This is a genomic window from Aureliella helgolandensis, assembly GCF_007752135.1.
GTDB classification, from domain to species: Bacteria; Planctomycetota; Planctomycetia; order Pirellulales; family Pirellulaceae; genus Aureliella; species Aureliella helgolandensis.
Genome location: NZ_CP036298.1, coordinates 5,609,230 through 5,622,230 on the forward strand (window position 1 = coordinate 5,609,230; position 13,001 = coordinate 5,622,230).

Annotated in this window: 11 protein-coding genes; 7 read left to right on the forward strand and 4 right to left on the reverse strand. The window is 52.7% G+C overall.

The window, feature by feature from the left end:
• Positions 1-303: 303 nt before the first annotated feature.
• Positions 304-453 carry a hypothetical protein gene (locus Q31a_RS30365; protein WP_197355417.1) on the forward strand — a complete coding sequence of 50 codons (150 nt, stop codon included), beginning with the start codon at positions 304-306 and terminating at the stop codon, positions 451-453.
• Between the two features lie 42 nt (positions 454-495).
• On the opposite strand, the gene Q31a_RS19690 is transcribed toward Q31a_RS30365, so the two are convergent.
• Positions 496-1,017, reverse strand: a complete 522-nt coding sequence (locus Q31a_RS19690; RefSeq protein ID WP_145081768.1) for a hypothetical protein — start codon at positions 1,015-1,017, stop codon at positions 496-498.
• Between the two features lie 1,092 nt (positions 1,018-2,109).
• On the opposite strand from Q31a_RS19690, the gene Q31a_RS30370 reads away from it, so the two are divergent.
• The 6 genes from Q31a_RS30370 to Q31a_RS19720 all read left to right on the forward strand — a co-directional run bounded on the left by Q31a_RS30370 (position 2,110) and on the right by Q31a_RS19720 (position 10,337).
• The gene (locus tag Q31a_RS30370; RefSeq protein ID WP_197355418.1) at positions 2,110-2,325 is read left to right on the forward strand and encodes a hypothetical protein; all 216 of its coding nucleotides are present in this window, start codon (positions 2,110-2,112) and stop codon (positions 2,323-2,325) included.
• 211 nt (positions 2,326-2,536) lie between these two features.
• Complete coding sequence (locus Q31a_RS19700; protein WP_145081775.1) at positions 2,537-4,927, forward strand: heavy metal translocating P-type ATPase; 2,391 nt, start codon at positions 2,537-2,539, stop codon at positions 4,925-4,927.
• Positions 4,928-5,083: 156 nt separating this feature from the next.
• Positions 5,084-6,517 carry a TolC family protein gene (locus Q31a_RS19705; RefSeq protein ID WP_145081778.1) on the forward strand — a complete coding sequence of 478 codons (1,434 nt, stop codon included), beginning with the start codon at positions 5,084-5,086 and terminating at the stop codon, positions 6,515-6,517.
• Positions 6,518-6,609: 92 nt separating this feature from the next.
• The gene (locus tag Q31a_RS19710) at positions 6,610-8,130 is read left to right on the forward strand and encodes a copper oxidase (protein ID WP_145081781.1); all 1,521 of its coding nucleotides are present in this window, start codon (positions 6,610-6,612) and stop codon (positions 8,128-8,130) included.
• 128 nt (positions 8,131-8,258) lie between these two features.
• Positions 8,259-8,537, forward strand: coding sequence for a metal-sensitive transcriptional regulator (locus Q31a_RS19715; RefSeq protein ID WP_145081784.1), 279 nt, complete (start codon positions 8,259-8,261; stop codon positions 8,535-8,537).
• 366 nt (positions 8,538-8,903) lie between these two features.
• Positions 8,904-10,337, forward strand: coding sequence for a PP2C family protein-serine/threonine phosphatase (locus Q31a_RS19720; RefSeq protein ID WP_145081787.1), 1,434 nt, complete (start codon positions 8,904-8,906; stop codon positions 10,335-10,337).
• A gap of 10 nt (positions 10,338-10,347) precedes the next feature.
• Here Q31a_RS19720 and Q31a_RS19725 read toward each other — a convergent pair whose 3' ends face one another.
• The 3 genes from Q31a_RS19725 to Q31a_RS30915 all read right to left on the reverse strand — a co-directional run bounded on the left by Q31a_RS19725 (position 10,348) and on the right by Q31a_RS30915 (position 12,908).
• Positions 10,348-11,016 carry a GNAT family N-acetyltransferase gene (locus Q31a_RS19725; protein WP_145081790.1) on the reverse strand — a complete coding sequence of 223 codons (669 nt, stop codon included), beginning with the start codon at positions 11,014-11,016 and terminating at the stop codon, positions 10,348-10,350.
• Positions 11,017-11,046: 30 nt separating this feature from the next.
• Positions 11,047-11,340, reverse strand: coding sequence for a hypothetical protein (locus tag Q31a_RS19730; protein ID WP_145081793.1), 294 nt, complete (start codon positions 11,338-11,340; stop codon positions 11,047-11,049).
• Positions 11,341-11,540: 200 nt separating this feature from the next.
• A complete protein-coding gene (locus tag Q31a_RS30915) occupies positions 11,541-12,908 on the reverse strand; it encodes a hypothetical protein (RefSeq protein ID WP_231690842.1) in 1,368 nt (455 codons plus the stop codon).
• Positions 12,909-13,001 lie beyond the last annotated feature (93 nt).

The following is a 13,001-nucleotide window of genomic DNA, read 5'->3' on the forward strand; positions in this document are numbered from 1 at the left end:
TTAATTGAGGTCGCTAAAGATATCCTTTGTCGAAGTCGCGGGATACTGCTGTCGCGGTCGGAAACCACTCCCGGCTGAGATGTCAATTTGACGATGGTAACTCGACAGCCATTGGCGTGCTGAAACGCCGGTCCCGTATTACACAGGAGGGCGTGTCATTAGCCGCAACCAGCCCATTCCAACACGCCCTCTGTCCGATAGATCAATAGCCCTTGACAATTACGACACGGTGCTGGGACTGCACTGACCACGGCAGCAGCCCTGGCATACTGGTTGCTGAGGTGTCTTTCACGGACAGTGGGAATGGCTAGGAACTTAGTCCAGCTGGCCGACAGAGAAATGCCCTACAACCAGCGAGCTAAATCCGGCAAGCCTACTGCGTACACCATGGGGCAGCGGTACGTCTCTAGCCAACAACTGTTGACTGCCAAGTTGACGTCGGATTTGAGTTAAGCCGTACTGAAAGTAACTTGTGTCGGGTTAAAAGGATACCAGCTATCTGCTCCCCCAGAATAATGCGTCCAAGTGCACACGACTTGTTTTTCTTTCTGTCGCGACTTCAATAGCCAGCCTTTGGAATCGCTCGTTTATCTCTGGAGTTACATATTTCACTCCCAACCATCGCGGGATCGACCGCTCGCTTGCTAGTTCCCGAATTGCATTCGCGGACAGAGAATCAAGGGGGATTTCAAATAATGCTTCCGCTTGAGCAAGTTCGAAATAGTTTGATAGGTAGATATTGTAGAGCGATCCTCTCAAAAAAATATTCAGTACTTTACGGGCGACACCCCAATATCGAGCGCCAACGGGAAGCCCGTCGCACACAGACTGAGTGTCGCGTTCCAACGCGAAAGTAAACTCTGCGTGATCAGCGGTGCCATACCTAGATAGCTCTACCTTGCTAAGGGCAGTACGTGCGGCAGCTACGACCCCCTTGGTGCGAAGACCACGAACAGTTGACGCACCAACGCTACCGTAGGCGGTATATCGACGAATTATGTCTATATTTTCGTTCATTAGAGCCCAGTGTGGTGGGTTGAATTAATGGCGATTCTTGGTGCCGAACTCGCCAACTCTGCTGCACAACGTCGGTGTCTGATAGGCTAGATTTCTTCGACAGTCGTGTCAGCGCCGAACGGCTCAAAAAAATTTCTGAGCGGACTAGCACCGTAACGATCCTTTACTTTCGCCAGAAAAATTCACAGCAGCGCGATCCCGTAGGGTTTGCTTTGATAGTGATTCGCATTCAGGCTTCTTTAAACCGGTGACACGGGTGAGTCGCTTGGCAAGGTCGCGCACTTCCCAACCAGTGCCCTGAGTCCAACCGTCCCCGTCTCGCCAGCCATGAATGCGAATAGCTACCATGGTTGCAATTATAACAGCACGGCCGGCGGCTCGGGTTAAAGCTATCTGTTGCGGGAATGGGCTAAGTCTTCGCCAACTCAAGCAATGCAAACACTAGCCTACTGGGCTACACAGAACCGCTTCGAGAGTAGGGTTCGTTCCGGACACCGAAGCGAACCTGCTTGTTAACCCGATTCGTCCGGGAGAGCAGAGAGCGCGAGCATTTTGGGCCAGATTGGGTCCAGCTCGACCGATGAGCAGCGCGCTAAAACCGCAGGGACGGGTTCTCTGAATAGCAGGTTGTGAGAAAACCTTGCAAAAACCACTATAGAAATGCAAAACGCCGAGGCGAAATGCTCTCGGCGTCTTGAGTTAACTAGGTTGTCGTCGCTATTCCGCAGCGAAAACAAGCTCCTCCGGTAGGACTCGAAGGTAGTTTATCCACATAGGACTTGTATAGGAACAAGGTTGCTTTTGTGTTGGAATCCCTGCATTTTACGCGAATTGTAGCGTTTTGCTAGGGCAGTCGTGTTGAGCATGGATTGGGCTCATATTGCCAACATTGCCCCGTTTTTGCCCCGCAAATAACAGCCTATCGTCATACTGGATTCGGAAATATTCTGGCCCGAGACTTGACCATAAAACCGGCTCGGCTCCAGAACTAACTACACTAATTCCCCAGTTGGAAAGCATGACGATACACTTCGGCTGGACAGGTTTAAAATGTGTTTCGCGCGTTTATGCAGCCATAGAAGAACAGCTTTCTTGGCATTTGCGACAGCACTTGACGCACTTTTCCATCCCGCCGACTTGTTCGCAACTGTCCGCACAAGCTTTGCAAATCTCGGCGCAGGCTCGACAATACAGGGCGTGGTGATCGCTGTTTCGACTCATGAAGTCAACACAGGCGTTACAGGCGGCTATGCAGTCGAGCATCAATTTGACATGGGTCTGCTCTACATGGTCACCACCTTCGGATAGGCAGTGGCTACATAACATGTTTGCGCAGGTTACTTGGCACTCTTGACAGTTCGCGAGGCACTGTTTCATAGAAGCGGTTGCCGTACTCATTTCTTGTTCTCCTTATGGAAACTCGGTTGCGGCCCAGTTGCCGCTGGAAATCCGGAATGCAACTTGCATACCAGTATGGGGTATATTGCCGGTTGCCAATTTGTCAGCAAAGGAAAAGGTTATGGTCTCAACGAAAGTCACTGCCACAGATCCGGTCTGCGGAATGACTGTGAATCCAGGTGAAGCACTCCACAGTGAACATGAGGGTAGGCCATATTATTTTTGTAGCGCCGGATGTCAAAGAAAATTTGAAGAAGATCCGAGTGGTGTTTTGACCGACAGAGCGGACAAAGACTCAGCTAAGAAATATGAAACGAAGGAAGACGCTTCGTGTTGCAGCAGCGGTAAACATGGTGGCTCGTCGACCATGGCGAACGATTGGAAGTCAGACTCCAAAGCAATCTACACTTGCCCCATGCACCCGGAGATCGAACAAATAGGTCCAGGTGATTGCCCAATCTGCGGGATGGACCTGGAACCGAAGGTCATCGACTTTGCGGACAGCGGAGACGGCGAACAGTATGCTGGCATGAAGCGTCGCTTTTGGATCGGAGTTGCTCTATCCGTGCCGCTACTGGTGATCGCGATGGGTCCCATGGTGGGTTTACAAGTTGCGGAATGGATGGGTAACGCAGCGTTTGGATGGCTGCAGCTTGCTTTGGCCACGCCGGTAGTATTCTGGTGTGGGTGGCCATTGCTGGTACGCGGGGCGAAGTCGTTTCTCAGCTTGAATTTGAACATGTTCTCGCTGATTGCGGTCGGAACCCTGGCGGCCTATCTGTTTAGTCTGGTCGTTGTCTTGCTGCCAAGCGTGATACCTGAAGCATTCTTCGAAAATGGCGTGCCACCGCTGTACTTTGAGGCAGCCGCTGTGATCATCACGCTGGTCTTACTTGGCCAAGTGTTGGAGCTGCGCGCTCGCCAGCAAACTGGCGGTGCAATTCGAGCTCTGATGCAGCTCACACCGGAAACGGCCCATCGTATCGTCGACGGTGGCGAAGAGGAAGTCTCGCTGGATTCCGTTCGCAAGGGCGACCGCCTGCGAGTGCGACCCGGCGAGAAGGTTCCGGTGGATGGTCGTGTCGTCAGTGGCTCAAGCAACGTGGATGAGTCGATGCTGACGGGCGAACCCATTCCGGTGAGCAAAAGTGAGGGTGATGAAGTCACGGGAGGGACGCTGAACCAGACGGGTGCGTTGGTGATGGAAGCCGTGGGAGTGGGTGCTGACACTGTGCTGCACCGCATTGTTCAGATGGTTGCCGACGCTCAGCGAAGCCGTGCTCCAATCCAAAAGCTTGTCGATGTCGTAGCGCGTTACTTTGTCCCCGCCGTGATCCTTTGTTCGATTCTGACCTTCATTGGTTGGGCTCTGCTCGGCCCCCAACCGCAACTTGCACATGCATTTGTGGCTGCAGTGGCAGTGCTGATCATTGCTTGCCCTTGCGCTCTAGGGCTTGCAACTCCCATGTCCGTCATGGTCGGCGTTGGTCGCGGCGCGAGAGAAGGCGTATTGATCAAGAACGCAGAAGTCTTGGAAGTCATGGAAAAAATTGACACAGTTGTGGTCGACAAGACCGGGACGCTGACTCAAGGGCGACCCGAAGTGTCCGCGATTGAAATCTTTGGAGAATGGAAACAAGCCGACGTACTTGGACTTGCTGCGGCGGTCGAAAGTCAAAGCGAACATCCGTTGGCTCAAGCCGTAGTGCGACGGGTCAAAGCGGATAATCTCTCGTTCCCGGAAGCAAGTGACTTCGAAAGTATTACGGGCGGCGGCGTGCGCGCCCGCGTCGATGGTCACGCCGTGTTGATCGGCAAGGCCGACCTGCTGGAAGAACAATCGGTATCGGAAGTTTCGGCTGGAAAAGTGAATGCTGCTCAACATCAATCCCAAGGTGCAACGGTTGTTTTCGTCGCGATCGACGGAAAACTTGCGGCAATGGTGGCTATCACCGACCCAATTAAAGAAAGTACGCCAGCCGCTTTGGAGACATTGCATGGGCTCGGACTTAGAGTCATCATGCTCACCGGAGATGCCGAACCGACGGCCCGAGCTGTGGCAGAGAGGCTCGGCATTGATGAATTTCATGCTGGCGTCTCTCCTGAGAACAAGCATAAGTTCGTGAAGCGTTTGAAAAATGAAGGCAAAGTCGTAGCGATGGCAGGTGACGGGATCAACGATGCTCCTGCTTTAGCTGAAGCCGATGTCGGCATTGCGATGGGCACTGGAACAGGCGTAGCGATTGAATCAGCCGGTGTCACTTTGGTTGGTGGAGATTTGCGCGGCGTGGCGGCAGCCAACAGTTTGAGTCGCAAAACGATGAGCAACATTCGCCAGAACTTGTTCTTCGCTTTCATTTATAACGCGCTCGGAATCCCAGTTGCGGCGGGGTTGCTCTACCCGTTCTTTGGTGTTTTGCTGAGCCCAATGATTGCTGCGGCAGCCATGAGTTTTAGTAGCGTTTCAGTTATTGCCAACGCACTGCGACTGCGCTCGGCGGAATTAACATGATGTCGGCAAAGTTCACCGAATCAGTTTAAAGACACTATTCGACCAATTCCAATTCTTTTAATTCTGCGATATTCCTGTACCCCATGCAGGTATGCGTTCGATGAGTCTAGCAGGGCAAGGATGCCATCGATCCGCAGTTGAAGGAACAACGCAAAAATGAAGTGCAAGCATTCCCGAATCCGCAAGTTGTTGACGCTAGCATTGTCCGCGTCGGCTTCCATGGCCTCGGCACAACAGGCGCATTTTAGCGACGGCAGCGCCCGCTCGATGACGATGCCCGCCGATCGTCGCGTGTTGCCAGAAAGCGAACTCCCTCCGCTGCCCGAAGTGCCAACTGGCTTCTTCGACTCTGGTCTCAGCGAAACCGCAAACCAATCCAGCTATACGCTCGATTATTTGCTTCAGTTGGCGGCAGCCAACAATCCCACTATCCGCCAGGCGCGGCGCCAGATTTCCGGCGAAACAGCCAAAGCACTGCAGGCCGGCTTGTATCCAAATCCAATCTTGATGTATGTCGGGGAAAAAATAAACAGCGACGGGAGCGCGGGTGAGTTTCAGGGATTTGAAATACAGCAACGCTTTGTGACCGCCAATAAATTGCAATTGAGTCGCTTGAAGTACCGTCAGCGGGCTCAAGTCGCCGAGCATCTGGCGATCGCTCAGCAATACCGCGTCAGCAATGATATTCAAAAGCACTTCTATCAGACGCTGGCGGCATCGGAGCGATTGGATATGCGGCGGGAGTTACTTAAGACGGCCGAAGACACTAGTGTTACCGCACGGGAGTTGTATAACCAAGGTCAGACGACGCTGCCCGGCATTCGACGCGCCAACATCGATTTGCAACAACATCGCTTGGATCTGCTCAATGCAGAGAATGAATTCGCCGAAGCATTTCGTAAACTGACTGCTGTAATCGGCTGCGATATATCTCTTGGGTATATCGACGGAAACCTGCGTCCCCAACGGGCGCTTCCCACTTTCGATGCCGTCTATGCCGAGTTGATTGACAATAGCCCCGAGGTGTTGGCAGCCCGAGCCAAATTGGCGGCTGACCATACCGCCGTACGTCGCGAATCAGTGCAGTGGGTTCCAGATATCGTTGTTCAAGGGGGCCCGGGCTATAACTTTTCCAATTATGACCCTGTGTATAATGCAAGCGTACGACTTGAATTGCCCATTTATGACCGGAATCAGGGGACGATTCTTCAAGCGCGAAATGATTTGGCTCGTCAGCGGGAGGAAATTCGTCGGATCGAACTGCTCTTGCGTGAGCGTTTGGCAATGGCTTACCGCACCTATGCAACTTCTTTGCAGCATGCCACGGAATACGAGGGAGTGATCATCCCGGAGCGACAGCGGGCTTATGAAGAACTGCTACAAAGTTACAAAGAAAATCGAGTTGACTGGCCTGAAATACTGGATGCGCAAACCGCTTTGTTTACTGCGAGGCTTCAACAAATTGATCAGTTTCGTGATGTGCGAATTCAGGAAACGCTTATCGATGGCTTCCTGCTCGAAGGTGGCTTGATGGCCGCCGAAAGTTCCACGCCTCCAGGGCATATCGATTCCGTTCCAAAGCCCAGATAGGAATATGGCGAATGCGAGCGAAGAGTGGGAGATGATAAAGTGTCTCTGGTCTCTTCAATAGACACTTTTCAGACGTGACAATTGGAGCTCCTATGACACCAGACGAAGATCGCCGTCAGTTTTTGAAGCTTGGTTCCTTGGTTGCCGCTGGTGGATTGCTGGCAGGTAAATCTGCAGCTCAGCAGCCTCCGAGTGCTGCTGGCCCGCCGGTTCCCATGGCTGGCAGTCATGCTGGCCACGAGTCGGCACCGCAACCACAAATCCCCGCCGATTCCGATGTCAAAGCAGAGTATGATGGATTTTCACGCTTCAAACCTAGTCGAGGCAATGACCCCGACTCGGAGTTCTATCTTGGGAAGCGTGTGCCGGGCTTTCGTAGCGTTGAGGCTGGGCCGGCTCCGTTTGAAGCGCCTGACCTAACCAAATTGCCTTGGAAAATGGTGAATGGCGCTAAGGAGTTTCATTTGGTTCCAATGGCTGTTGAACGTGAGTTCCTGCCTGGCTACAAAATGAACGTTTATGGCTACAACGACACCATGCCTGGACCTACGATCGAGGTCAACCAAGGCGACCGCGTGCGCATCATCGTCACCAACGAACTTCCCGAATCGACGACCGTGCACTGGCATGGCTTTGAACTGCCAGTTCAATACGATGGTAGTGAGACTCTAACGCAGAACCCCATCGAACCGGGCAAATCGTTTGTCTACGAATTTGACATCCATGAAGAGGGGACGTTCTTCTATCACGCACACGTGCCCATGCAAGAGGCTTTTGGGAGCGTCGGTTGGTTCATTGTCCATCCGCGCAAAGTATTCGACCCACCAGTTGATCGCGATTTCGGTTTGATCTTCCAGAATTTCTTTATTGAACCGAATCAAACGATCGCCGACAGTTGGCGGATGGATTGGAACTGGCACACGATCAATGGTCGCAGTGGCCCCTATACGACGCCACTGGTGGTCAAACACGGTGAGCGAGTCAGAGTTCGACTCATGAATTTTGCGCCCATGCAGCATCACCCCATTCACCTACACGGACATACATTCTGGGTGACCGGCCATGAAGGAGCACGGGCTCCCAAAACTGCTTGGATACCTCGCAACAACGTGTTGGTTGGTATCGCACAGGCGACCGACTTCGAGTTCGTTGCCAATAACCCTGGCGACTGGATGTTCCATTGTCACATGGTTCACCACATGATGAATCACATGACACGACAAGTGGGTCCGCGCATTCGCAAGAATGTTTCGGTGGACCAATATCTGGCCAACACCGCCACACGACCCCCAGTGGATGCCAGCAGGGACGATCCAGGCTTTGCGACTCCAGGCTATCCGCAAGAAATGAAATCCATGAATATGTCCGATTCGATGATGGAGACCATTTGGAATCGTCGCGAAGTACAGGGGATGCGAGCGATGTGGCCGATGTCGATCATGGGCCTGATGACCGCGTTGCGCGTGCTTCCAGAGGACTTGTACCACAAGGTCATGGAGACAGATGAGCCCGTGGACAAAGGGAGCGTCTTTGAGGAGATCGTGCGCCGGTTCGGAAATCCAGACGACTACGAGCCTGGAAAAATGAAAATGATGCCAGGCATGAAAATGTAAGCTCAGCCGCACAGCCGACTGTTCCCCCACCACGGCTGACACTTTTAAGTTTGGCTGATATAATCGGGTTTTCCCTCATTCGGACGTGGGAATTCATCCCCTCCAATTGCTAGACGATGTAGTTCCGGATGCTCTCTGACGACGACAAGAAGAAGCTAGACCATCGCCTAGCCCGAGTGTTGGGCCAAGTTGAAGCGGTTAGGCGAATGATCGAGGACGAGGAGTACTGCGTCAATATCCTGATGCAGTTGTCTGCGGCGACGGGCGCATTAGACAAGGTCGGTCAGATCATCTTGAAGCAGCATATCCAAACGTGCGTCAGCGATGCGATCAAGAGCGGCAGTTCCCAGGACCGCGACGAAAAGATTGAAGAGCTGATGAACGTCTTTCGGAAGTACGGCGAGTGAGAGAAGAAGGCTAGAAGTGAAGGAGCCGGAAATTCGGTTCATGTTGCATCCCGAGATCCAGTTCTCCTCCGCTACCCTCTGTCGACTTTTTTCCAGTAAGTCGTGAAGAAACATCGGGACTGTGTATCAAAAAGAGCAATCAGAGAAGAGATTCCTTGTCGGAAGCTTTTGAAATCTCTTGGATCTGCCCGCCATGAGCTTGGGTCACACTCACCCCGCCGCGAGACAGTTGACAGTAATGGCAGTAACCGCGGTGCTATTAGCCTTGTCGGTGACAACTGGAACTGGATCTCACGCCTTGAAGCTGTGCTCTCGTTCGTGCTGCCAAACTCACTTCGTACGTTTGATCTTAAGAGTTGGTTCTGCATGAGAACTCGGTTTTGGAATCGCCTACCGATACGTCGTCAGTTGATGTTGGCGGTCAATGGTCTACTTCTTTTCGTTGTAAGTGCTTTCCTATTGATTGGGCACGGGATACGGCTTCGCGATGCCGAGCGTGAAAAGCGAATTGCGTTGGCTGAGGAATCCAAAACAGTCTATGAATCTGTGGATGCGATTGCGAATCGAGGCAACGAGTACATACAAAAACTGATCGACGACATATGCGCTCGAATGAACACCGACGAATCACCTGGGCATCATATTGCTGTCGATTGGCAGGGTAGCTCGATGCAAGCGAAGTCCCACGGACGAGCTTCTCACGACATGCTCCATGCAATGCGAAGTGTAGCAACGGACTCTGGTACGACTGGGCTGCCATTCGTCGTTGGTATATTCGAGGGACCTAAAGGAACGATCTACGTTTCCGAATCACGAAGCTCTTTGCTTTACGGCGCTAGACAAGAACTATTTCGCCAAATCACCGGAGTATTGGTCGCTGGGGCTTTGGCTGGACTGATGGTCAACTTTGTCCTGCGGAGAGTCGTTACCAAACCATTGCGTCGTCTGATGACAGCTTTGAAAAGCATTGGTGAGGGAGACCTAAATGTGATTGCCGAAGGGCGAAGCTGTGAAGAGTTGAGTTTTCTGGCAGAACAGATCAACGAGATGAGTGGCAAGCTTGCAGCAGCCGATGAAGACCGTCGCCTTCACATGAAAAAGGCTCATGAGATTCAGCAGCATTTGCGTCCATCCGTTGCCAACCACGGAATGATTGAGACGGCGGAAGTCTTTGAACCCGCTGACGATGTGGGTGGTGACTATTTCGATATCATTCCGCTCGGTGAGGGACGCTGCCTGCTTTGCCTCGCAGATGTATCTGGGCACGGAGTTCCGGCAGCAATGGCAGCGGCGGTGATTAAAACTCTCGTGCTTGAAGCAATCGAGGTGACGCAAAGTCCAGCGGAAATCCTGACTCGCATCAATCGCCGATATACGGAAATCATCATGCCGGGGCACTTCGCAACCATGGTTGTCGTTGTGGTTGACGAGAAAAGAATGTTCCTAAGCTGTGGCAATGCCGGGCACGAACACCCCTTCATTCAAATGCCGGGAAAGGCCGTGCAGCGCTTTGAGGAAAGTGACCTTGTAATTGGCGTGGATCAAGACACGGTTTACTCGGAAGTGAAAATGCAAATTGATCTGGGAACGAAGATCGTACTGGTGTCGGATGGAGTGACCGAGATGTTTGACCCTGACGAACATCAATTCGGAACTCAACGAGTCGCCAAAGTCATGGAAGAGTTTGCTGGTGACAATCCTAAGCAACTTGTAGCAAGGTTCTCAGATGCCTTGAAAGCATTTCGCAAAATGCGTCCGCCTTTTGACGACACAACTCTGCTGGTAGCAAGAGTCGGATGAGTCAAAGGGTTCATGCCTTCATTGCTTTCTTGCTTCGGTCTCCCTTGTAGCGACCAAAAGTAACCGAATCGAATACGGGCGAAGGTGGGTAGCCTGAAAACGTAAGTCTACCGAGTCGAAATATCCACGCGGTCCCCAGTTCCTGAAACCCCATACGTCGAACAGCCCTGAGCGAATTCTCGTTGGTAGCGTCCGTCGTGAGCAGCAGACGGCGAACTCCTCGCGCACGCAAGGGTAGCTCCATCGCGCTCATCATCGCTCCATATAGTCTTTCGCCGCGATACTCGGGCATTACAAGGACGTTGTGTACGAAGCCTGTGTCCTCCGGCATAGAGATTGGAAGCCCCGCCTGCAAATCACCGTTGTGATTGAATTCGGCTGGAACGTCGCCAATTGATACCCATGAGAACGCAGCGAGTATTTCTTTTTCGAATATTGCGTAGCAATTGGCGCGTTTCTTAGCCAAGTCGTCCAGTCGCGATTCGTTGAACAATTCTGGAAACAGAGTGAGTAATTCGCGAAAGCGCTCCGTGGTTAGTTCGACGAATTCAAAACCCTGTGGAAGTAGCGTTGGACGAAGTTCGAAGTACTCCACTCCAAACACGCGGCTGATGTCTGCCGTACCGATGCGTCGAATCGCCCGGTAAGGTAAGTAGCGCAGCCGCGTTAGCACACTCATAGGTCATGGTCTCGATTACTTGTCACTGAGCTAGTGGCAGCAACTTCCGCCGGAACTGCTAGATGCCGATCGCGGCGGGGCTGAGTTGGAGGAACTTCCGTAAGCATTGGTGGACGCAGCCGAGTAAGACGTCGTAGTAGCATTTGGTGCAGCCATGTCAGTGTCATACTGAATGTTGGCAGCAGTGCGTTCGATGTAATCCTGCGCTGCGTCACGCTGTGCCGTTTGCTTAGCTCTCCACGGTGGCATGGCACAGCCCGTGCTGAGCAGTAAAATAACGACCAATCCGACCGCGGTTATCTTTCGAGTCTGTTGTCTATTCATCGTTACATCCTTGTCGTTAAGATGGCGCATGCATCGACTCAGTCATCCAAAGTCGAGACGATAAAGTAGCACCTAAATTAAAGGGCAGGGGCGGCGTGATGCATCGTCACACCCAGCGGGCGTAAGTCCTCAGGACACCGCCCCCGCGAGAGCCAGTTAGGAAGTTGGGAGTGAAGGAGTTGGGAGAATCACTCCTTCACTCAGCGTAAAGACGGTGCATCGACTCCTTGCTGTGCGAGAACAGTCAAATACTTCTGCGGTTCAGCCGCAATTTTCTTCGCGCAACCAGGGCAGCATATGTAAATTGCCTTACCATTCGCGTCCACTTTGTAGGGGCCACCCATCGCATCTAGCGGTTCGTCCATTACCGGACAACGCTTCTGTGCAGCGATAAACGGAGCGTCTGCCGCACTCACTTTAAAGATGCCCTCTCGAACTTGTTCTGCTCCAGCTGGTACGCTCCCAACTCCTCCATTCCAAGCGCCTTGTCCGTAGACCATCGCAAGGTACTTGGCGGGCTCGGCTTCAACCTTTTTGATACAGCCTTTGCAGCACAGGAAAATTGGCTTGTCACCAATCATGGCTTTGATCGGAGTCCCCATGCCACCCAGCGGTTCATCCATCACCGGGCAGACCTTCTGTTGGGCGATGAGAGCCGCATCGGCTTGAGTCGCTGCGGATACGGTGATTTCAGGTGTGGCTTGGCTTCCGTAAACCATCGCCAAGTACTTAGCTGGCTCAGCCTGAATCTTCTTGATGCAACCCTTGCAACAAAGGAAGATTGGTTTGTCTCCAATCATGACTTTGATCGGCTGGCCCATACTGCCCAGCGACTCGTCCATCACGGGGCACTTTCCTTGCTTGGCGATGAGCGGCGCATCGGCATCGGTTGCGGCGGTGACTGTGATCTCAGGCCGACCAGATGCATACTTGGCGGGGTTTGACTGGATTGCACTTACACACCCTGCACAGCAGGCGTAAACGGTTTGTCCATTGACGTCGACCGCGACTGGATCACCCATACTGCCCAGCGGCTTGCCACTGACGGGACAGATTTTCTGACGGGCGATCGCCGCCGAAGCAAGCTGCTGCTGACTGGCTGGCACCGTGGTGACCTCTTGTAGGTTGAGCGGCTGGCTGCCGATTCCGGGCAGTCCAACCAGTTGTAGGTCAATCTCGATTTGGCGACCCGCGATCTGCGAAAGATTGACAGGAGCCGTGAGGGCTCCCTTACCATCGGGCAGAAGATCGTAACGATAACGTTTGGCGTTTCCTTCGATCCTTAATGATGCCGCCCCTCGACCACGTTCGACCGATAGCGGCTGTCCATTATGATCAAACACAAACATCTGAATGCCGCCCTGCGAGACGACTGTTTCGAATTGAAGGGAGCCTGATTGCTGCAAAGTTCCGCCATGCGGACCTTGTTTTGTCGCGGTTGCCGTCTGCCCCGGCATCGCATGCTGATGGCCATGTGCCTCATGGGCTGTCTGTGCATTTGCGAAGACTGGGAATACCACGGCTAGCATCCCTGTTAGCGCCAATAGTTTTGGAAAGTGGTAGCTCATCCTTGTTCTCCATATTCTGTTACTAGAGGGGAAATTCTTCCAAGTGCCTACGTGACTCTTAGATGCAAGAAGGAAACATTCCTTCACGGAAAG

Coding starts and splice junctions, on each gene's coding strand:
- Q31a_RS19725 (WP_145081790.1), bottom strand. CDS start 11,016: ATGAGTGTGCTAACGCGGCTGCGCTACTTACCTTACCGGGCGATTCGA.
- Q31a_RS30915 (WP_231690842.1), bottom strand. CDS start 12,908: ATGAGCTACCACTTTCCAAAACTATTGGCGCTAACAGGGATGCTAGCC.
- Q31a_RS19720 (WP_145081787.1), top strand. CDS start 8,904: ATGAGAACTCGGTTTTGGAATCGCCTACCGATACGTCGTCAGTTGATG.
- Q31a_RS19730 (WP_145081793.1), bottom strand. CDS start 11,340: ATGAATAGACAACAGACTCGAAAGATAACCGCGGTCGGATTGGTCGTT.
- Q31a_RS19710 (WP_145081781.1), top strand. CDS start 6,610: ATGACACCAGACGAAGATCGCCGTCAGTTTTTGAAGCTTGGTTCCTTG.
- Q31a_RS19705 (WP_145081778.1), top strand. CDS start 5,084: ATGAAGTGCAAGCATTCCCGAATCCGCAAGTTGTTGACGCTAGCATTG.
- Q31a_RS19700 (WP_145081775.1), top strand. CDS start 2,537: ATGGTCTCAACGAAAGTCACTGCCACAGATCCGGTCTGCGGAATGACT.
- Q31a_RS30365 (WP_197355417.1), top strand. CDS start 304: ATGGCTAGGAACTTAGTCCAGCTGGCCGACAGAGAAATGCCCTACAAC.
- Q31a_RS19715 (WP_145081784.1), top strand. CDS start 8,259: ATGCTCTCTGACGACGACAAGAAGAAGCTAGACCATCGCCTAGCCCGA.
- Q31a_RS19690 (WP_145081768.1), bottom strand. CDS start 1,017: ATGAACGAAAATATAGACATAATTCGTCGATATACCGCCTACGGTAGC.